Annotated in this window: 20 protein-coding genes; 6 read left to right on the top strand and 14 right to left on the bottom strand. The window is 62.8% G+C overall.

Going from position 1 to position 20334, the window contains the following annotated elements:
- Positions 1-92 precede the first annotated feature (92 nt).
- The 6 genes from ACNJX8_RS12460 to ACNJX8_RS12435 form a co-directional block, all read right to left on the bottom strand.
- Positions 93-1985, bottom strand: a complete 1893-nt coding sequence (locus tag ACNJX8_RS12460) for an ATP-binding protein (RefSeq protein WP_439360831.1) — start codon at positions 1983-1985, stop codon at positions 93-95.
- A gap of 83 nt (positions 1986-2068) precedes the next feature.
- On the bottom strand, positions 2069-2347 hold the full coding sequence (locus ACNJX8_RS12455; protein ID WP_439410337.1) for a hypothetical protein: 279 nt from the start codon (positions 2345-2347) through the stop codon (positions 2069-2071).
- A 2-nt stretch (positions 2348-2349) separates the two neighbouring features.
- A complete protein-coding gene (locus ACNJX8_RS12450; RefSeq protein WP_439360830.1) occupies positions 2350-3135 on the bottom strand; it encodes a DUF2092 domain-containing protein in 786 nt (261 codons plus the stop codon).
- An 84-nt stretch (positions 3136-3219) separates the two neighbouring features.
- Positions 3220-3618 carry a hypothetical protein gene (locus tag ACNJX8_RS12445; protein ID WP_245473499.1) on the bottom strand — a complete coding sequence of 133 codons (399 nt, stop codon included), beginning with the start codon at positions 3616-3618 and terminating at the stop codon, positions 3220-3222.
- Between the two features lie 38 nt (positions 3619-3656).
- Positions 3657-4889, bottom strand: coding sequence for an HlyD family secretion protein (locus ACNJX8_RS12440; RefSeq protein ID WP_128956320.1), 1233 nt, complete (start codon positions 4887-4889; stop codon positions 3657-3659).
- Positions 4882-5328 (bottom strand): hypothetical protein, encoded by a 447-nt coding sequence (locus tag ACNJX8_RS12435; RefSeq protein WP_245473500.1) that lies wholly within the window; start codon positions 5326-5328, stop codon positions 4882-4884. Before ACNJX8_RS12435 ends, ACNJX8_RS12440 begins: the two co-directional genes overlap by 8 nt.
- 141 nt (positions 5329-5469) lie before the next feature.
- Here ACNJX8_RS12435 and ACNJX8_RS12430 point away from each other — a divergent pair, with 141 nt between their 5' ends.
- A complete protein-coding gene (locus ACNJX8_RS12430) occupies positions 5470-5922 on the top strand; it encodes a hypothetical protein (protein WP_128956321.1) in 453 nt (150 codons plus the stop codon).
- Positions 5923-5943: 21 nt separating this feature from the next.
- Positions 5944-6744, top strand: coding sequence for a polyphosphate kinase 2 (gene ppk2, locus ACNJX8_RS12425; protein ID WP_128932321.1), 801 nt, complete (start codon positions 5944-5946; stop codon positions 6742-6744).
- Positions 6745-6787: 43 nt separating this feature from the next.
- On the opposite strand, the gene ACNJX8_RS12420 is transcribed toward ppk2, so the two are convergent.
- The 5 genes from ACNJX8_RS12420 to ACNJX8_RS12400 all read right to left on the bottom strand — a co-directional run bounded on the left by ACNJX8_RS12420 (position 6788) and on the right by ACNJX8_RS12400 (position 14234).
- On the bottom strand, positions 6788-7222 hold the full coding sequence (locus ACNJX8_RS12420; protein ID WP_128932320.1) for a hypothetical protein: 435 nt from the start codon (positions 7220-7222) through the stop codon (positions 6788-6790).
- A 23-nt stretch (positions 7223-7245) separates the two neighbouring features.
- On the bottom strand, positions 7246-8946 hold the full coding sequence (locus tag ACNJX8_RS12415; RefSeq protein ID WP_439360829.1) for an aspartate:alanine exchanger family transporter: 1701 nt from the start codon (positions 8944-8946) through the stop codon (positions 7246-7248).
- Positions 8947-8963: 17 nt separating this feature from the next.
- Complete coding sequence (locus ACNJX8_RS12410) at positions 8964-11717, bottom strand: decarboxylase (RefSeq protein ID WP_439360828.1); 2754 nt, start codon at positions 11715-11717, stop codon at positions 8964-8966.
- A 136-nt stretch (positions 11718-11853) separates the two neighbouring features.
- The gene (locus ACNJX8_RS12405) at positions 11854-13557 is read right to left on the bottom strand and encodes a SulP family inorganic anion transporter (RefSeq protein ID WP_439360827.1); all 1704 of its coding nucleotides are present in this window, start codon (positions 13555-13557) and stop codon (positions 11854-11856) included.
- Complete coding sequence (locus tag ACNJX8_RS12400) at positions 13554-14234, bottom strand: YoaK family protein (RefSeq protein ID WP_439360826.1); 681 nt, start codon at positions 14232-14234, stop codon at positions 13554-13556. Before ACNJX8_RS12400 ends, ACNJX8_RS12405 begins: the two co-directional genes overlap by 4 nt.
- A 136-nt stretch (positions 14235-14370) precedes the next feature.
- Here ACNJX8_RS12400 and ACNJX8_RS12395 point away from each other — a divergent pair, with 136 nt between their 5' ends.
- The 3 genes from ACNJX8_RS12395 to ACNJX8_RS12385 are packed head-to-tail and all read left to right on the top strand — an operon-like array spanning position 14371 to position 17563.
- Entirely contained in the window at positions 14371-16059 is a 1689-nt protein-coding gene (locus ACNJX8_RS12395; RefSeq protein ID WP_439360825.1) for an aspartate:alanine exchanger family transporter, read from the top strand.
- A gap of 20 nt (positions 16060-16079) precedes the next feature.
- Complete coding sequence (locus ACNJX8_RS12390; protein ID WP_439361895.1) at positions 16080-16955, top strand: alpha/beta hydrolase family protein; 876 nt, start codon at positions 16080-16082, stop codon at positions 16953-16955.
- 23 nt (positions 16956-16978) lie between these two features.
- Positions 16979-17563 carry an invasion associated locus B family protein gene (locus ACNJX8_RS12385; RefSeq protein WP_439360824.1) on the top strand — a complete coding sequence of 195 codons (585 nt, stop codon included), beginning with the start codon at positions 16979-16981 and terminating at the stop codon, positions 17561-17563.
- Positions 17564-17574: 11 nt separating this feature from the next.
- Here the strand turns inward: ACNJX8_RS12385 and ACNJX8_RS12380 are convergent, their stop codons facing one another.
- Positions 17575-18012: a response regulator transcription factor gene (locus ACNJX8_RS12380; RefSeq protein WP_439360823.1), complete on the bottom strand. Its 438-nt coding sequence runs from the start codon at positions 18010-18012 to the stop codon at positions 17575-17577.
- A gap of 99 nt (positions 18013-18111) precedes the next feature.
- Entirely contained in the window at positions 18112-18735 is a 624-nt protein-coding gene (locus ACNJX8_RS12375) for a response regulator transcription factor (protein ID WP_439360822.1), read from the bottom strand.
- Positions 18736-19042: 307 nt separating this feature from the next.
- Here ACNJX8_RS12375 and ACNJX8_RS12370 point away from each other — a divergent pair, with 307 nt between their 5' ends.
- Positions 19043-19726, top strand: a complete 684-nt coding sequence (locus ACNJX8_RS12370) for a helix-turn-helix domain-containing protein (protein WP_091880224.1) — start codon at positions 19043-19045, stop codon at positions 19724-19726.
- A 33-nt stretch (positions 19727-19759) separates the two neighbouring features.
- On the opposite strand, the gene ACNJX8_RS12365 is transcribed toward ACNJX8_RS12370, so the two are convergent.
- Positions 19760-20239 carry a potassium channel family protein gene (locus ACNJX8_RS12365; RefSeq protein WP_439360821.1) on the bottom strand — a complete coding sequence of 160 codons (480 nt, stop codon included), beginning with the start codon at positions 20237-20239 and terminating at the stop codon, positions 19760-19762.
- Positions 20240-20334 lie beyond the last annotated feature (95 nt).

Here is a 20334-nt window from a genome sequence, read left to right as displayed (position 1 = left end):
AGCGCGAGGACGCACGATCATGCACCCCAGATTTTAAGCCAGGACGACTTTCCCCCACCGATCCAAAGGCATGATCATCAAAATACCGCCTGTCAGCGGGTGATCGGAAGCCGGATCGTGAACAGGGCTCCGCCGGCGCGCTGGTTCGCCGCGACAATTGCGCCGTGGTGGGCCTCGATGATGGTTCGGGCGATCGCGAGTCCCATGCCCATGCCTTGCGGCTTGGTCGTGAAGAATGGATCGAAGACGTTTGCGAGATCGGAGGCGGCTATTCCGGGTCCCGTATCGGTGATCCTGATCTCGGCTTGATTGCCGGCACGGAGGGTTGAAACGCTGACCTCGCGCTTTCCGGTGTCCGCATCGGAGATCGCATCCATCGCGTTGATGATCAGGTTGAGAACAACCTGCTGAAGCTGGACCGGATCTCCCTTGACGTGCAGATCGGCAAGCAGAGGCATATAGATCAGCGTAATCCGGCGTCCGTCGGCGACGGCCTTCACAAGGCCGATCGCTTCGCGGACCGTATCGTTGAGCTCGATGTCCTTGACCTCAAACGGCGTCTTTCTCAGAACGCTGCGCAGCCTGCGGATCACCTCGCTTGCACGTTGATCGTCACGCCTGATGTCGGCAAGAATCTGACGAATCTCGTTGATGTCCGGCGAAGTGGCCTTGAGCATGAGCTCCGCCGTCTCGGCATTAGTCAGGATAGAGCCGAGCGGCTGGTTCAATTCATGGGCAATCGAGGTCGTGAGCTCGCCGACAGTCGAATAGCGATTGACGTGGGCCAGCTCGGTAAGCCGCTGGCGCGATTCCACTTCGGCGACGCGGCGGCGGCGACGCTCATGCAGCAACCCGCTGATGAGACCTGCCTGTACCAGGAATACCGCCGCGATCATCAACATCTGCCAACGATAGCGCACCCAGATGTTCGGCTCGCGAAACAGGATCTCGCTGCCGGGAGGCAAACGACTCTCGCTGATGCCCCAGCGCTGCAATTCCCGCCAATCATATCTCGGCGCAGCGAAGCCGATCGGCTCATAATGGATGCTCGCTGGTTTCGCGCCGCCGAGAACGCCGAGCGCGGCGGTGACGGTCCTCGAACTCGTGTCCGCAATCAAATGCATCGGCCCACCGACCGTGCTGTTACCGAAGAACGGCTCCTGGTAGGAGAAGATCGGAGCATTCGCGACTGCGTGCAGGCTGCGCAAGGCGATGTCGCTCTCGTGGACGACCCCAGCCGCATCGACCGACATCAGGCCCCAAAACAGCACAGTGTGCGGCGGGAGTTTTGATGCGCGTTTCAGTATTTCCTCGAATGATAAATCCGAATACCAGACGAGCTCTACCCGCTCGCCGAAAGATTTCAGCTCCCGCTTCACCTCCTCTAGCCAAAACTTCTCGAGCGGCGAGGCACCGATGACGACCGCAACCGACCTGGTGTCCGGCAGAACCTGAAGGATGTTGTCGAATGCCGCCACGAAATCGTTCCGGATCGCCACGACGACATCGTTGTCGCCGAGATCGGCGCGATTGATCAGTCGATGCTCGACTGCCGAGAGAATCAACGGCGTATGGGGGAACAGTCTGTCGCGGTATTTCTGCGCAAACCGGGCGGCAGGCGCGCCGATGCTCAACACGATGTCGGGCATCGCCCCCTGGTACAGCGAGTGCAGATACTCGACGAAAGGCGCCTCGGGACCAGGATTGTTGAAGCGCGCGGTGAGCAGCGCGTGCTCCTGGATATCGAGCGGCCAGGGCGATTGCCGCTCCAGTTCGGCCTTGATGTCACGCGCATACTCACTCCACGGCCGAAACTCGCGGCCGAAGGAATGCAACACCAGCACGCGCTTGAGCTCGCCGCGCAGACTTCGCTCGACGGCCTCGGCGCGTTTGGGCGACAGGCACACGGCGACGAGCAGGCCGAGACAGAGTAACGCGGCCACGAGCCGCGGCCTTACCCCGTTAATGGTCGCGCCCCCGCTCATGCTACACCCTCGCAGCTTCCGGCAGCTGCTTTCCAGGCAATTTTAGCGGGGATTGCACCGCACGGACAGCCCCGAGGCGGGCCTCAGCACCGTGTGACGACCCGCCCATAAGCGTCCACGACCTGCGCGCAGGAGGGCGCATAATAGGCCCCGGCGGCTCCCGCCGCGGCGCCAACTGCAACCGCCCGGCGCGTCGTTCGACGCGCGACGCCGGCATAGCTCATGGGCGTGAGGGGGCGTCCCACCCTCGCCTGCGCCTCCGAAAGGAAGCCGCTCTCGTCGATACGCGGCGCACCGTTCCAGGACAGTCCGGCGGCAAAGGCGACCATTGCGGCCGCGCCGATCAAGGCTTTCCGCAGCATGATCATTTCTTGGCTCCTGTCGGTGTGCCCGGAGGAAGTTCGTCGAAATCCGCCATCGCGACCGAGTTGATGTCGACCTTGGTGGCGCCGGCTGGCGCCTTGAATACAAACGTATCCTCGGCAAAGGCGTCGGTCTTCCAGTCTCTGGTCCGCAGCGTGTATTGCGGTGCGCCCGTGACCGTCTTGCTGGTGATCACGTATTTGCGCGGCGCCGGCTTTGCACCCGTTTCGATCCAGATCTGCCAGTCCGTGTCGGGCGTGCGAAATGCGAGATGCTCGCATTCGACGCCGTCGATCACGCCCTGCCCGACATGCTTGCCGTCGGCGGCCGTGGCCATCAGCTCTTCGAATGCGTTGGTGAGCAGCAAATCGGTACCGGGCATGCCGAGTCCGGAATGGGTCTGCATCTCAGTGATCATCTGATCCACCGTGCCTGCCATCTCGGCCTGCATATAGGATTTGGCGTCGTTGCCGTAGAGCGAGACGGTCTTGCCGTCATAGACCAGCTCGACATCGGCATAGCCGCCGGTGCGCCTGACGCGCAGCTTGTCGGGCCGGCCCAGCTTGAACTGGCCGGAGCTTGCGAACTGGATCTTCTGGAGCTCGGGGGTGATGATCTCGATATCGCTATCGAATGAAGCGGACAGTGTCGTCTGGCTGCCGAGATAGTCCGTCATCGACTTGAGGATCTTGGCCGGGTCATCCGCACGTGCCGGCGAGGTCGCAGCAAGCAGCAACGCTGCGCCGGTAGCGAACAATGTCCTTCTAAAGCTTGTTGTTGGTCTCATTGCGAGTCCTCCTAGAATGAGGGACATTGAGATGCGCCGGCCGCCGGTTTGTTTGACATGAGTCAAGGCCGGCACAACTTGTCGCTAAGGCGCCGGGCAACGGTGATAGCGAATCTCCATGTCCTCCATGCCCGGGAACAGCCGGATGAGGCTGTTTGCATCCAGCTCTTTCAGGCTGAATTGAACGCTGGAGAGCATCATGTCGGTCGCGCAGGCCGCAACCAGGTTGACGGTCGGACCGTCGTCCTTCCGCGCCTTGATCCGGCAGCGGGCGAACTTGCCGATGATCTGTTCGCCATCGACAATGAAGCCGCCGCCATAAACATCGGACATGTCGGTGAAGCCGAGCTGCATCCCCTTGCGCGCGAACACCTTGGGGCAATTGTCGGAATCGGTCACCCATGCACCGTTGAGGTCGAGAGCAACGGCACGGCCACCCATGACAAGCAGCGGGACCAGCAGCGCCGTGCCGAGCGCGACCACCTTCCGTGAACACATATCGTCATTCCTTCCTGGGCCGTTCAATGACCGCTCAGCACAAGTGTCTGGATCGGCAGCAACAGCGCCTGGATACGCAGCAGCAGCGCGTGTACGAGGCCGACGCCGTCCACGACGTGCAGCGCGATCTTCCGGCTGGTCGGAGTGTCCTTGGCCGAGATTTCCTCGTGATTGCTGGTGTAGGCATTGACGATGCAGCTGCTGCCGGGTGTGACCCCATCCAGGCCGCCTTTGTAAAGCGGCTCCAGAAACACCAGGATGGTGCCGGGACGGACGGCGTTCTGTGGATCGATCAGCTGTTCGCCGGATCGGAACTGTCCGGCAGCAATGTAGTCCTGCACCGTCGTGATCACCATCGGGATGATCACCCATGGCTTCGAGATGCAGGTTGCTTCCGCCACCATGCCTTCCTTCATCACCTGCGCCTCGATCTGGCCGAAACCGGCCTGAAGCGCCTTGCGGCCAGCACCTTCGGGAACGAGAACGCCGGCGGGGCGCATCAGCTGATTGACGACGTCGCCGGGGCGAACCAGGAACTGCTCGACTCGCCCATCGACGCCGGCGCGCACGAGGGTCTTGTCGAGATCGACCTGGGCCTGGTCGAGCGCGGCCTCCGCACTGGCCTTCTGTGCCGGCAGCAGGGTGGTGACCTGCAAGGATGCCGATTGCTTCGCGGCCGTCGCGGCATCGATGCCGGACTGGCGCTGGTCAACCAGCACCTGGAGCTTGTCGATATCACGCTGCGGGACGATGCCGGGATTGCGACGCTGGAGTTCGCTCTTGACCTCGAGCTCGTCCTTGGCCTGCTGATAACTAGCCTTCGCCTCTCCGATCTGCGCCTCGGCCTTGACCACATCGGCCTGCGCCGTCTGCATGGCCGCGTCGACCTCAGCGACCTTTCGCTTCGCCGTCTCATAGGCGGCCTGCTGCTTCGAGGCGTCCAGCGTGAACAGCACATCGCCCTTCTTCACCGGCGCAGTGAAGCCGACCTTGACCTCCGCCACGCGACCCGAACCTTCGGGCAGGATCGGCACGGTGCGGAAATAGAGCGTCGCCGACGACGTGGACGGATGGAAATAGAAGATCATCGTGATCAGCGACACCGTCAGCATCAGGCAGGCGGTGATGCCCCAGCGCAGCTCGTACCAGACCGAGAAGAAGGTGATCTCCTTGCCAAAACGCTTGCCCTGGGCGTAGCGACGGTAGAGGTAGTCCGGCAGGATCGTGACGAGCGAGCAGATCAGCAGCTCAAGCATGGCTCGGCTCCTTCTCCTTGGCGGGCCCCGGCTTTCCTGCTGGAGGCGGCGTAGCCGCAGCGTCTGTCGGGATTTCCTCGCCATTGCCGGCCGGCGTCGCCTCTGCAATCTTCTCGACCGACCCGGCAATGCTACGCAGCGGTGTGCCGAAATCGGGAAGATCGATCAACGCCAGCAGGAGCCCCGCAATCCAGAAGATATGCATATGCGTAAACAGCGAGATCAGGCCGAGCACTGCAACGAACTCGAATTGCAATTTTTGCGATTTGTGCGCCATCCGCTCCGGCAGGCTGTGCAGCTTCCAATAGAGCGTGCCGACCCAGAGCACCGTCCCGATCAGAAATATGCCCATCACCACCATCAGCGTATCGGTCCCGCTGCCCGGCGCGAGATAGAATGGCAGATGGTGCGGGGCAATCGGATGAAGCTGGTCGCTCAAACGTCTCTCCCGGTCAAATGCGCATGTGTGCCACTGTGCTCAGACAGGCTTTCGGTTTGCTTGATTTGAATCAAGGGAACGCCCTCCGCCGGACTTAGCGTTCCCCGGATGCTGATTGGATAACCATCAGGAGCCGCAGCCATGCCCGGCCTCGACGATCTCATCCCCAACGCCGCCCAGATTCGAAAGGAAGCCGCCCTCAAGGAGGCTGAGAAGGCCGACGAATATGTCCGCCTCGCAGCCGCTGCCGAGGCCGAGAAGCGCGCGCTGATCGAGCGCTTGCGCAAGCCCTCCGGCAAGACCGAGGAGGAGAAGATCAAGCTCGCCTCGACCATCATCCAGCGTGCGGTGCGAAATGGCCTGACGGAGGTGCTGGTCTATCGTTTCCCCAACTCCCTCTGCACCGACAAGGGACGCGCTATCAACCAGATGGAGAAGGGCTGGGAGAACACCCTGACCGGCATCCCCAAAGAGATCTTCCAGCTCTGGACCGATTATCTGAAACCGCGCGGCTATCGCATCTCCTATCAGATCATCGAGTTCCCTGGCGGTGTGCCCGGCGACATCGGCGTGACCATCTCCTGGGACGATTGACGAGCAACAGGAAGGATCGGCATGGCCAAGGACGTATCTGCGGAGCGGATGAAGCGTAAGGACTACGAGAAGGAGCTTGAAAAGCTCCAGGTCGAGCTGTGCCACCTCCAGGATTATGTGCGGGAGAACAAGCTGCGGGTCATCGTACTGTTCGAAGGCCGGGACGCCGCCGGCAAGGGCGGGACGATCAAGGCGATCACCGAGAAGGTCAGCCCGCGCGTGTTCCGCGTCGTTGCCCTGCCGGCGCCGTCCGACCGCGAGAAGACGCAACTCTTCTTCCAGCGCTACATGGAGAGATTTCCGGCCGGCGGCGAGATCGTGATCTTCGACCGAAGCTGGTACAATCGCGCGGGCGTGGAATACGTCATGGGCTTCTGCACCCCCGCCGAGCACGAGCGCTTCCTCACGCTGTGCCCGCAGATGGAGAAATATGTCATCGATGGCGGCATCATCCTGATCAAGATCTGGCTCGAAGTGGGCATGGACGAGCAGGAACGCCGCTTCCATGCGCGCATCGACGACCCCGTGCGGCAATGGAAGCTGAGCCCGATGGATCTGGAGTCCTACCGGCGCTGGTACGACTATTCGCGAGCTCGCGATCTGATGCTCAAGCAGACCAGCACGAAGGAAGCGCCGTGGTACATCATCCGCTCCGATGACAAGCGAAAGGCACGGCTGAACTGCATCGCGCATCTCCTCGGCGCGATCCCCTACAAGCGCATCAATAAGGACAAGATCAAGCTGCCGAAGCGCTCCGAGAAGGGACGCTACAACGACCAGGCCAGCCTAAAGGGAATGAATTTCGTCGCCGAGCGATATTGAAACGCGAACGGGCTGCGGTGGCGCAGCCCGTCGCCTGTTCGGATCACTTCAAGCGGATTGTGACGCCGCCGACGGCCGCCGATACTTCCGCGCCGACCCGCGGGCCGCTGAGCTGGAGGATCACGCCATTGCTGTTCTGCAACTGAACGGCACCGGCGCCTGCGGCGACTGCCCCACCCGCTCCCCCCACGGCATAAGAGCCTTCGATGGATGCCGGCCCCTTCAGATTGAGGGCTCGGCCGACGAACTTCGTGGTCGACGCTCCGACCGTCAAGCCGACGCTCATGCCGGACACGGTGAAGGGATATTTCTTGCCCCGGTATAGCAGGACACCTTCGCCGCCCCCGACGCCGACGATAAATCCGCCCTTGGTGAACACGACGGCAACCTGGCCCGTGTCTGCACGCGACGGCGTGCTAAATCCGGTAGCGGCTGCGATCGATGCAATCAGGACGGCGCCGATAGTAACTTTCCTCATGACGTTTCTTTCCTCTCTTGTAGTCATTGCGCCAGGATCATCGCGAAGTAGCCGAAGATGGTGAGGAGGATGCCCGAGACGGCATAGCCGACCGGGAATCCGATCCAGGGCACGGAACTCTGGATCTCGACTGCGGCCTCGCGGCACGGGCCCGAATGCGACCGCGCGCCGGCAACGCCGCCCATCAACACGGCCGGATTGATCTTGAAGACGTGGAAGCCGATCGCCCAGACGATGAACGGCGGGATCGTGCAGGCAATGAAGCCGACGATGAAGATCTTCAGGGCGACCGCACCGGTGAGCTGTGCCAAGAGGCCCGCGCCGGCATTGACGCCGACGATGGCGACGAAGACGACGAGGCCGAGATCCTCGAGCACGTTGCGCGCCGCATTCGGCGTGTTGCCGAAGAAGCGCAGACGCGACACGATCGAGGACACGATCACGCCTGACAGAAGCAGGCCACCTGCGTTGCCAAGCCCGACCTTGGCCCCGAACGCGGGGAATTCGATCATGCCGATCAGGAAGCCGAGGATCATGCCGACAGACAGAGTCAGCAGGTCTGTCGACGTGTTGGCGCGCGCGATTCGGCCCCACATCTCGCCGAGCTCGTTGACCGCGGACTTCAAGCCGACCACGGAGACGATATCCATTCGCTCCAGCTTGGTCTTGAGACCCGCCGGGATCTGCACGCCGCCGCGCTCGACCTTGGTCACCTGCAACTGGCCGGCGATCGCCGTGTCGCGGAAGGATTCGAAGGTGCGCCCCACCATCTCCTTGTTGGTGACGAGGATATCCGCCTGGTCCATGGGAACGCCGAGCGTCTTGGCGTCTGCGACCTCCGGACCAATCAGACCCATCTTCTCGGTGAGATGCTCGGTCGCGCCACCGAGCGCGACGATGTCGCCCTTTTGTAGGACAAGGTCGGCATCGGCGCCTTGCGGCTCGCCGTTACGTCCCACATTGACGATCCGGTACTCCGGATTGACCGAGCGGAATTTTGCGATGCTCACCCCGACCGTCGCTGGATTCTCCAGCCGGTAGGCTCGCAGGCCGAACTGCCGATAGCCGGTCAGGCCCCCGCCTTCGAGATCCTTGACGCCGAACTCCTGCTCATACCGCCTCGCGGCAGCCTTGGCGTCGACGCCCCACCAGCGCGGCAGATATTTGCAGATCAGGATGATGCCAACGGTGCCCCAGATGTAAGTGATGCCGTAGGACAGCGCGATCATGCCGGACGCTTCCTCGGGCTTCATGCCCTCGGGCAGCTTGACGACACCTGAGGTCACCGCCTGCTCGGCCGAACCGATCGCCGCCGACATGGTCTGCGACCCCGCCAGCATGCCGCCGGCCGCGCCGGGCGGCAACGCGAAGAGCTTCGCACCAAGCACGACCAGGGTCAGGCCCAGAATGCTGGACACGACCGCGAGGAACAGGAACTTGACGCCATCTCCCCTCAGGCTGTTGATGAAGGACGGACCGACGCGCAAGCCCACGCCGTACATGAAGAGGTAATAGAACAGGCTCTTGGCGAAATTGTTCAGCTCGAGCTTCACGCCATAACTGGAGGCCCAGACCGAGATGCCTGCGCCCACCACAATGGCACCGGCGACCATGCCGAGGCCATAACCCTTGATGCTGGCCCGGCCGATATAGACGGCGAGACCGACGACGAAGAACAGCAGCAGATACGGATACTGCTGCAAAAACTGGAAAAAGCCCTGCATGTTCGTCCCCTCCAAGCCTATGAGGCAGCCTTGAGCTTGGGCGATGCGGCCGGCTTCGGCCGGCCGAGTTTCGCCAGAGCTTCTGTGCGCACGAGCTTCAGCCCTTCCTTGGCGTCGTAGCCATGGATCTCCTTCACATCGAGCTTGCGCATGAAGTCGATGGTCTCCTGGGTGATGACCTGGCCCGGCACCATGATTGGGAAGCCCGGCGGATAGGGGATCACGAAGTTCGCCGAGACGAGTTCGGGGCCGGCCTTCAGCCGCCGGTCGATCTCGGGATCGTTGAGGCGGATGTGCTCGCAACCCGCTACGTCATAGGCCGCGTAGAAGCCGGAGCGGATGTCGCCTTCGTTGGTCTTGGCGCCGGCATCGCCGCGGAAGCTCGGGTGGAAATGCGAGAAATTCGGCAAGTCCGGCACGTCAGTCATCAGGCTCTTGACCCGCGCCTCGAACGTCTTGCGCGCATTGGCGCCGCCTTGCGCCAGCCCGCGATCGACTTCGCCCGCGATCTCAGCGAGCACGCGCACGAGATGTGCGACGTCGCTGCGGGTGTTGTTGATGTTGGATTGGACCAGGACCGAGTTGCGCGAGGTCTTGTTGACCTGGATGTTGTACTCGTTGGCGAGGATGCCCTTGAACTGGGTGCCGTCATAGCCGGCCATGCCGCACACCAGCGTCATGCGGGTCGGGTCGAGGCAGAACTCGTCGTCGTCGAGGCTCTTCAGCGCAGTGACCCAGTTCACGCCTGGCGCGAGATAGTCAGTAAAACCGCTCTGACGGTATTGCGCGGGCACCATGACATCGGCGCCGAGAATGCGGAAATATTTCGAGATCAGCGGATTGTTGTTGACCGCCTGGCGTACCGCGAGCGCGATCTCCATCGCATTGGCGACGAGCCCATAACCTTCAAGCTCCATCTGCCGCCGCGAGATATCGAGGCTGGCGATGAGCTGCTGGTTCGGGCTGGTGGAGGCGTGGGTGAACACGGCCTCCTTGAATTGCTGCTCGACCGTGTGGAATTCGATGTCCTTGACCGAGAGCATGGAGCCCTGCCGGATCGCCGACATCGACTTGTGGGTCGAGTTAGTCTGGTAGACGCGCAGGCGGATCTGCCGGGGGTCGGGGATAAGCCGAGTCTTGAGCAGAACCTCTTCGGACGGATTCTTGCCGAGCTCGGCTTGCTGCTTTTCATAGGCAGCGACCGACTTCGGATCGCGCATCCACGCCTCGATCTCGTTGGCGGCGCCCATGGCGGTGCGCCGGCGCAGGAACGGCGAGAAGCGCGCAAAGCCGAACCAGGCCTCGTCCCATAGGAAGATCAGGTCCGGCTTGATGGCGAGACATTCCTCCATCACCCGGCGGGTGTTGTAGATGTGGCCATCGAAGGTGCAATTGGTGAGATCGATCATCTTGACGCGGTCCAGCCGGCCGTCAGCCTTGGCGCTCAAAAGCGCCTGCTTGATCGTCTTTAGCGGAACCGCGCCATACATCGAATATTCCGTCATCGGGAAGGCTTCGACATAGAGCGGCTGAGCGCCGGCCAGCACCATGCCGTAATGGTGCGACTTGTGGCAGTTGCGGTCGACGATCGCGATGTCGCCGGGCGCGAGCAGCGCCTGCACCGCCATCTTGTTGGAGGTCGAGGTGCCGTTGGTGACGAAGAAGACGCGGTCGGCGCCGAGCGCACGAGCGGCCTTCTCCTGCGCCTTCTTGATGTTGCCGGTCGGCTCGAGCATGCTGTCGAGGCCGCCCGTGGTGGCGCTGCTCTCGGCCAAAAACAGGTTCGGGCCGTAGAACTCGCCCATGTCGCGGATCCAGTCGGATTTGAAGATCGACTTGCCGCGGGCGATCGGCAGCGCGTGGAACGTCCCGATCGGGCGCTGCGCGTACTTCTTGAGATTGTCGAAGAATGGAGTGTCGTAGCGATCCTGGATGCCTTCGAGGATCGACAGATGCAGCTCCAAAAGCTCTTCCACGGAATAGAAGATGCGGCGGACGACGTCGGCCTCAGGATTGCCGGCGAGCTCCTCGACGTCGCGGTTCGAGATCATGTAGAGATCGAGCTCGGGTCGGACGCGCTTGATGATCTGGGCGAGCCGCAGCGCGGAGGCGTCGGCCTCGTCATTGAGACCGGCCGCGGCCGTGATCGAGCGGAGCACGGGGGCATCGTGCCGCGAGCGCAGGGCGAAGCCTTCGTTGATGATGACGGCGCCAATGTTGGGATTGAGCATCGTCGCGCAGAAGGCATCCTCCAGGCTCCCGACGATGACCGGCTCATAGATGAAGCCATCGACGGGACGCCGCAGCTTGCGCCATTCGGCGGCGAGCGCCGGCCATTGGCTGGGTGACACGCCGGTGACGATCAGGGTCTCGAAATAGGGCCTGCGTGCGGTGTGCGCGCCGAAGCTCGGCGGCACCAGTTCGGGCGCATCGCCAGTGCCGTCGTCCTTCACGCTCCAGTCGCCGGCATGCTGGCGGAAGGATCGCGTCGCCAGTGCCTGGCTGATCCGGCTCGCAAGCGCCAACGAGGTTGCCCCGTCGCCCGCAGCCGCGGCCTCCCGCAGCGCCGCCATCAATTGCAGACCGGGATAGCCGTGAAACTCCTCCGTGACCGATAGCTCGGCCAGCGCCGCGTCGTAGACCGCGCGATTGCCGACCCGGGCCCAGGTCTTGGCGGCCTCGACCAGATCACGCCAGTCGTCCGCCCGCGCTCCGGGGCCGGAAAAGAACTGGTCGATGCGCTTGTGCGCGGCCTTGGGCTCTTTGGACATCTGTCTCTCCCGATCCTTGAGGGCGAAGGTGATGCGGGATCGTGAGTGCGGCGCCGGTCGCTCCATTGATCCAAGTCAACGGTCGGTTGCATTGTGACAGCCAATGCCATGCCGTTCGCAACGCAATAGGAAGGCGTCAGGCCGTTCGTGGCGCGGTGCTCGCCTGATCATCGCTCAGCAGGCTATCGAGCGACCGCAGCCACTGGCCGCTGTCGGTCTTGGCCGCGAGTCCTTCGGCGCGCAGGAGGTCGCGGAGCTGCGCATGAGCGCCGACAATGCAGAAGGTCACCCTGCGTGATGCAAGTTCGTCATGGAGATCGTGAAGCATGCGCGCGCCTGCCAGATCGATATAGGGCGACGCCGACAGGTCGCAGGCCACCAGCCGGACGCCCGGCGACCCCCGGAGGGCGATCAGGACGGTTTCCAGAATCGTCTCGGCATTGATGTAGAGCAGCGACGCTTCGGGCCGGAAGGCGATTATTCCAACCAGCGGCTCGACGCCCTCATGCCTCGCACTGTCCGAATACCGGCCGCTGCCGGGCAAGCGTCCGAGGAATGCGACGTTTGGCCGCGAGGCCCGCGCCAGCAGCAGGAAGATCGACGCGACCGATGCCAGCAGAATGCCCTGGAGGATGCCGAGCAGCAGCACGGAGATCAGGGCAATCGCCGCGGCGTAGAAATCGATCCGACTGACCCGCCACATTCGTAGCAGTGCACGAACATCGACCAGCCTGTAGACGGCGGCGAAGACGATCGCCGCAAGCACCGCCTTGGGGAGATTGGTCAGCAGCCCCGTGAAGAACAACAGGCATAGCCCGAGCGCCACCGAGCAGATCACCAGCGCCAACGGTGTCCGCGCGCCGGCACTGTCGTTGACGGCCGATTGCGACAGGCCGCCGGCGACGGGATAGCCATGGCCTAAGGCAGCGGCGAGGTTCGCCGCGCCCAATCCCAGGAACTCCTGACGGACATCGAGCGGATAGCCGTGCTTGGCAGCAAAGCTGCGGGCTGCCGATACGCCTTCGATATAGGCCAGCAGCACGCAACCTGCCGCCAGCGGAAACAGATCGTCGAACTCCAGCAGGCCGAATGTCGGGATTCCGAGCGCCGGCAGCCCTTCCGGTATCTTCCCGGTGACGGGCACACCGAGGGCCGGGAGGCCCAGAAGGGTTGCCAGAATGATCGCAAGCGCAACGATGGTGATGCCGACGGGCTTGCCCGGCAAAAGCCGCTCGCCAAGCAGGAGCAACAAGAGCGCGACGGCGCCGATGGCGAGCACAAGCGGATCGATGCCGCCGAGCTGACCGCCCAGCTTGATGGCGCGATCGAAGAAATTGTGGCCGCCACCGGCAACACCGAGCAGGCTCGGCAATTGGCTCATGATGATGGTGAGCCCGGCACCGGCCTTGAAGCCGACCAGAATGCTGTCGCTGACGAGGCGGACCAAAACACTGAGCTTGAACAGCCAGGCGATGAAGCACAGCACGGCCACCGCAAAAGCTGCAAGGCTCGCGATCTGGGCATAACGCAGTGCATCGCCGCCGGCCAGCGCGCCGACGGTGGCGGCTATCATCAGGGAGATCGCCGAGGTCGGGCCGATCGCAAGCTGCCGCGATGACCCCAGCAACGCGTAGCCGATGCCGCCGAGCATGTAGCCGTAGACGCCGACCTGCGGCGGCAAGCCGGCGAGCGCGGCATAGGCGAGCGAGACCGGGATGGCGTAAGCGGCGAGCGTGATGCCGGCGATCGCGTCGGATGGCAGCCATTCGCGCTTGTAAGCGCCAAGCCAGCCGGCCGGCGGAAAGAACCGGGTCCAGGCCAGTTGGAGGCTAGTATTCATCGCAAGACCTCGCGATGCGGCGCTTCGCAACGCAACAGGACAATCAGCAACGCCACCACGGGAATGCCGAGCGCGAGGTTGGGAATGGTCTTGGTGGCGTAGGCACCGACTGCGGCGCCTAACCCGAACACAGCACATAATGCGAAGAAGATGCCCGACCGGCGCAGCGCCCCGACTGGCGCCCCCCTGCATGCGGCAGCAAAGATGGTCTCGATCCCCTGGCGCATGTTGCCGGTGATCATCACGGTGCTGCAGGCCGTGCCCTCGACCCTTGTGAAAGCCGCGGCCTGCATTGCCGCCACGACCGAGATTCCGAGTGTGCCTGCGAGATCCGGCAAGCGGTTATGCAGGATTCCGATCGCAACCAGAAGCAGTATCTCTACCAGCGTGCTGATGGCGCTGGCTCGTTCGCCGGCGATGCGGCGCAACCATGCAGCTATCACAACTCCCACCGAAAAGGCCAAAATCGGCGGCACGAAGTGAAAGGCCTTCGCCCAATCGCCGGCGGTCGCATAGACCCAAAGAAGAATCACATTGGCTGTCTGGGCATTCGCCATCACGCCGTGAATGATCCAGGTATAGGCATCGATATAGCCGCCGGCGAAGGCGAGCAGCAGGACGATCTCGACCGTTTCATCGCGGCGGATCGCGCCGGCGGCGACGTACAGGGTGCTCATGTCGGCAATACGGGCTGTCGCAAACATTTCATGAGGTCATAGGCATCGCCTCGTCTTTGCCGAGGCTTGATCTGGATCAAGCAATGTCCCCCGCACCGCCAACCAAATCGCACCAAAGCGCCGGGGGAATGCGACCATGGAAACCGTCAGGTGGATCATCACCACCGCACCGGAGATATTCCTGCTGCTGGCGATTGCGGTGGGCACCATCCTCGGCCGCATCAAGGTTCGTGGTTTCTCGATCGGCACCACCGCTTGCATCTTGATCGTCGCCGTCTTGATCGGACAGCTCGGCAGCTTCACGTTCCCACCGATCCTGCGGGCGATCCTGTTCAGCCTCTTCGTCTTCACGATCGGCTACCGGTCGGGACCGGAATTCTTTGCCTCGCTGAGTGTGCGGACGCTAGCGCAGGTCGTGCTGGCGCTGGTGATCGGCGCGACGGGCCTCATGCTCGTGCTCATGTTCGCTCATGCGTTCAAGCTCGACACCGGAACGGCCGCAGGCCTCACCGCGGGCGCGCTGACGCAATCCTCGGTGATCGGCACGGCATCGGGCGCACTGGCGCAGCTCGGCCTCTCCGCCGATGTGTTGAAGCAGCAGGAGGCCAACATCGCGGCTGGCTACGCCGTAACCTACGTGCTCGGCTACATCCTGACGCTGCTGTTCGTTCCCTTCGTCGCGCCGCGGCTGATGCGGATCGATTTGAAGGCGGAAGCGAAAAAGCTCGAGGCTGAGCTTGCCGGCGGTGCGCCAGCGAAGACGGACAATCTGTCCTATCGCAAATTCCAGGCCCGCGCCTATCGCATCTCGGCCGCGGCGGGCCGCACGGTCGAAGCCATCGAGGCGGAGATCGGCAGCCGCACCGTCGTGGAGCGGATCGTGCGCCGCGGCGCCGATATTGCGCCGCACCGCAATACCGCTCTCGAGAACGGCGACGACATCGTCCTGACCGGCCCGACTGCGGCCATCGTCGCGGCAAAGCCCGTCATCGGCGAGGAAATCGATGCGGACGAGCTCTTGCGCAGCCTGCCAGGCAACGTGATCGACGTGCTCGTGGAGAACCGCAGGCTGCACGGCCGCTCGATCAAGGAGGTGGCCGATATCGTCGGCGACAGCGCACGCGGCGTTTTCCTGCGCGCCCTCACGAGGATGGGGCGTGAAGTGCCGCTCGGGCCCGAAACGCGCGTCTATCTCGGCGATCTCATGACGCTGGTCGGCAGCACCGGCAATATCGCACGGGCGACGGCTCAGGTCGGTCACGCGCTGAACGCGAGCGACCGGACCGATATCGCTTTCCTTGCCGCCGGCATCGCCGTCGGTCTCTTGGCCGGGCTTGCCAGCTTCAAGATCGGCGCGGTCGCGCTGACGCTTGGTGGCGGCGGCGGCGCGCTGATCGCTGGTCTCGTCTGCGGCTGGCTGCGCTCGCGCAAGCCGACCATGGGCGCGCTACCGCCGGCGGCGCAGCAGACTTTGAGCGACATCGGCCTTGGCGGCTTCATCGCGGCGGTCGGGCTCGGCAACGGTCTTGCCGCCTGGTCTGCGATCCAGGCCCATGGCCTGCTGCTGGTCGGCATGGGCATCGTCGTCACGCTGATCCCGATGACGGTCGGAACGCTCGTTGCCTATTACCTGCTGCGCATGAACCCGGTCGTGACCTGCGGCGCGCTGGCCGGCGCCATGACGGTCGATGCCGCCGTCACCGGTGCCTGCGACGTCGCCGAGAGTCAGACGCCGGTGCTCGGCGTCGCCGTGCCCTACGCGGTCGGCAATGTCGTGCTGACGGTGCTCGGTCCGATCGTGGTCGCCGCGACGTTTTCGGGATGAGGGAGGTCGCGATGCATCGCATGCCTGCATTGCTCCAGGCTCTTGCGACCACCCTCCTCGTCCTTCTCGTCGTCGCATCGCCCGTGCGCGCCGAGGACGAGGTCCGCATCCAGGAAGAAGTCTGGGCACTCCCGCTGCCGCTGCCGATGTTCGCCTATCTGGTGCGCCCGGTCGGCGACGGCCCCTTCCCGCTGGTGATCATGAACCATGGCGTCTCGCTCAGCCCGACCGATCGCAGCTTCTTTCCTTTGGTGGAATTCCGTGATGCCGCCAAATGGTTCGCCAAGCGCGGCTATCTGGTGGTGGCGCCGGTCGGCACCGGCTATGGCGCAGCCGCCATCGACATTCCCGAGCGCGCACTGTTTGGCCCGTTCTTCTCGAAGGTCGGTAAGTGCACCAATCCCAATTTCCACGATGCGGGCCTAGCGGTCGCGCAGGTCGATCTCTGGATCATCGACTATTTGGCCGCCGAGAAGCGGATCATCCCGAAGGACGTGATCGTGGTCGGTCAATCCGCCGGCGGCTGGGCTTCGATCGCCTTGTCGAGCGTGAACCCGCCGCAGGTGAAGGCGATCATCACCTTCGCCGCAGGCCGCGGCGGCCGGGTCGGCGGCAAGCCCAACAACAATTGCGCGCCCGACAAGCTGGTCGAGGCCACCGCGGATTTCGGCCGCACCTCGCGCGTGCCGATGCTGTGGATCTACATCGAGAACGACACGTTCTTCGGACCCGATCTGTCCAAGCGCATGCATGCCGCCTTCACCGCCGCCGGCGGTCGGGCCGAATATCATCTGATGCCGCCGTTCGGCAATGAAGGGCATTTCTTCATCGGCTCGCCAGAAGCGATCCCACTCTGGTCACCCCTGGTTACGAAGTTCCTCGATGCGCAGAAATGAGCTCATATCCCGGAGACGCGACGATGCCCCGCCCTCTTGATTGTCTCTCCGGCCTTTTGATGGTTGCAGCCGTCGGAGCCGCCACAGGCTCAGGCGTCGCCGCGCCGAAGGCCGCGCAAGCCGACAAGCCCGCCGAGGTCGCAACGCGCGGCCAGCGCGAAGCAAAGGACATCAGCTATGGCGCCTGGCAGAAACTCTGCTTCAAGGCCGGCGGTGCGCCGATGCTGTGCCGGACTTCGATAACAGGCAAATTCCCGACCGGTCAGACGGCCGTGCGCATCGACCTGATCGAGCGCGAGGACGCTTCCACAGCCCGGCTGCAGTTGTTCGTGCCTGTCGGCATGTACCTGCAACAAGCCCCCAAATTGACGGTCGACCACGGCACTCCCTTCCGCGTGCCCTATACCTGGTGTGTCACCAACCTCTGCATCGCAGCCGACGTGGCGTCGCCAAAGTCCCTCAAGGAGATGGCATCAGGCAAGGCGCTGACGCTCGAGCTCGTCGATTCGAACCTCCTGGCCCTCACGACCTCGGTTCCGCTGGCTCAGTTCGCGTCCGTGCGCAACGGTGCGCCGGCGAAGACGCTGGAGCAATATGTCGAGGAGTGAGCGCTCGCGGCCTATGCGGCAGCGGCGCGCATCACCGACTCGATTAGCGATTCTGCGGAAAATGGCTTTGTCAGATAAGCGAAGCAGCCCGACGCGATAGCCGCGGTACGGTTCGCGGGGCAATCATTACCGGTTACATAGATCACCGGCACGATGACGCCGTTCTCAGCCAGTCTGCGACGCACGTCGATGCCTGACTTTGCGCCAAGATTGATGTCGAGGATGATGCAAATCGCGGTGCAGAACTTGCCATGATCGAGCAAGGCACCCGCGGTGTCGAACAGCGTAGTGTCGAACCCGTGTCGGCGCAGAAGTCTGTCCATGCTGGCACGCATGGACGGATCGTCATCGACGACGAAAACGGACTCGCGTAGGGGCAAGGCGATTGCCTTTCCGGGAAACGGCGGTGGGATACTGGATACAATTGCGCCGCGTTTACGAGCGGACATTGCACTATTGCATACGGCTCGCCGTGCACTGTCAACACGCCTCAGCATTGTCCTTTGGGGCATCACAGCGGGGAGAACCGTACCGCTGCGACGATGCGGCTAATGGTCGTTCGAATCGAGTATTCCGAGCCGCTCTGCGATCGAAACGAGTTCCGCCAGCGAATGAACCTGCATCTTCCCCATCACCTGGTGACGGTGCGCTTTCACTGTGCGTTCGGCGGTTCCGAGTTCATGCGCGATCTGCTTGTTGATTCGGCCGCGCACAATGAGATCAAACACCTGTCGCTCGCGCTGCGTCAGCGTGGCCAGATGACCACGAAAAGCATCAAGCCTGCTGCGCTGGGTGCGCGCCGTTTGCTGACTGGCCAACGCGCGCTCGATCGCATCGAGCAACTGCTCGGAGGATATCGGTTTGGTCAGGAAGTCTTCCGCACCCGCCTTGATCGCGCGCACGGTGGTTGGCGTGTCGGCATGGCCGGTCAGGAAGATAATGGGCAGCACGGAACCGGACGCGATCAACCGGGCCTGCAGGTCGGGACCGCTCAGCCCCGGGATCCGTACGTCGAGCAGGATACACCCCACCTGCTCGTCATCGGGCGCCGAATCCAGCAGTTCCAGCGCTGAGGCATAGGTCGCGACCTCATATCCCGCGAGCTTCAGCCTGCGCTCGATCGCGGTCCGAAAGGACTCGTCGTCGTCAACAACGTGAACGAGGCCTGGCACTTTCTTACCTCTCGCTCAATTTAATGAGGACGGCTCGACGTCCCTCTTATTCTTCAAAGTCACATCTTCGCGTTTGGAAGTCGGAATATCCGCTTCGCAATATGTCGCATCTCCACCGCGGCAAACTTCTCATCCTGCGCAGCAATCGCCAGTGCTGTCCTTTGGTACAATGAACCTTGGGACAATGGATTGAACTACCACCTTGGTCGAAAATCAACTGCGGCGGGAGTGGGGTAGCGCGGCGCATTTCCGGCTGAGAATATTTCATCCGATTGACCAATCCGGCGACAAGCTGAGGAGTTGGCCCATGTTCGTTCGCATCACAACGGATTCGACCCTGCGTCCCAATACCCTCCGCGACCTTGGCATGACAAATCATTCAAATGCGCTGGTCAATTTAAGCGAGTTCTCCTACCGAAAGGGATCTGAGATCTATGGCGAGAAAGAGCCGGCCGAGTATGTTTACCAGGTCAAGTCCGGAGCGGTACGAAGTTATAAGCTGCTGTCGGATGGCCGCAGGCAGATCGGCGCATTTCACCTCGTTGGCGACATCTTCGGGCTCGAGAATGGCAGCGAGCACCGGTTCACGACGGAAGCGATCATCGACACCACGGTACGCCTGATCAGACGGCAAAGCCTTGAAACCGTGGCCGAGAGCGATGTCATGGTGACCAGAAACCTGCTCAGCATGACGACAGATAACCTCCAGCATGCGGAAGACCACATGCTGCTTCTCGGCCGCAAGACCTCCCTGGAGCGGGTCGCGGCGTTCCTGCTTGAAATGGACAAGCGCCTGACGGCCGCCGGCGTCATGGCACTTCCGATGTCGCGGCGCGATATCGCCGACTATCTCGGCCTGACGCTGGAGACTGTTTCGCGCGCTCTGTCGCGACTCCATGAGCTTGGCGTTCTCGGCTTCGTCGGCAACACTCAGCGTCAGATCGTGCTGCTCGACCGGCACCAGCTCGCCAGTCTCGATCTGCAGCCCTGAACCGGCGGAGTGCTGGTCCACAATCCACGACCATCAAGATGGGTCCACGCGACTGCGTTGGGTCCGTGGTAAACTTGTGCCGGTCGCTTCCGTCAGCCCGAGATGTTCGAGTGTCTTGCGCAGGACTTCGAACAGAATGGCGGCGGACCAGCCGAACAGAAGAACACCATTCATGGCGGTCAACGGGCCGATCAGCCGCCAGTCGCGCACCGGCGTGATGTCGCCGTAGCCCAGCGTGGTGTAGTTGACGAAAGCAAAGTAGAGCAAGTCCGTGTCGGCGGCAGCGGCCTGGACGACATTGTAGGTCGCGGCCCACATCAGGATTTCGAGCATGTGGGCGATTTTCAACACGACGGCGGCCGCGATCATGACGCCCATGAGATGCAACCTCGGCCGATTGGTATGACGCAGGCCCGCACTGCGGGCGATGGCGACCGCGACCACCGTCACCAGCGCGTGGAGCCCGATATTGATCACACTGACCAGGATGCCGACAAGGAATTGTAGCATCATAGCGTCGAACCCGACCTCAATTCGGCAGACCCAATGCGTTATGATCGACGACGAGAATCGTATCTATGGTGACCATGCTCGCGCCTATCGACGAA

The organism is Bradyrhizobium sp. SPXBL-04 (assembly GCF_051853035.1).
Classification (GTDB): Bacteria; Pseudomonadota; Alphaproteobacteria; order Rhizobiales; family Xanthobacteraceae; genus Bradyrhizobium; species Bradyrhizobium zhanjiangense.
Note: the sequence above shows the minus strand (reverse complement) of the source record. Positions and strands in the feature narration are given on the sequence as shown.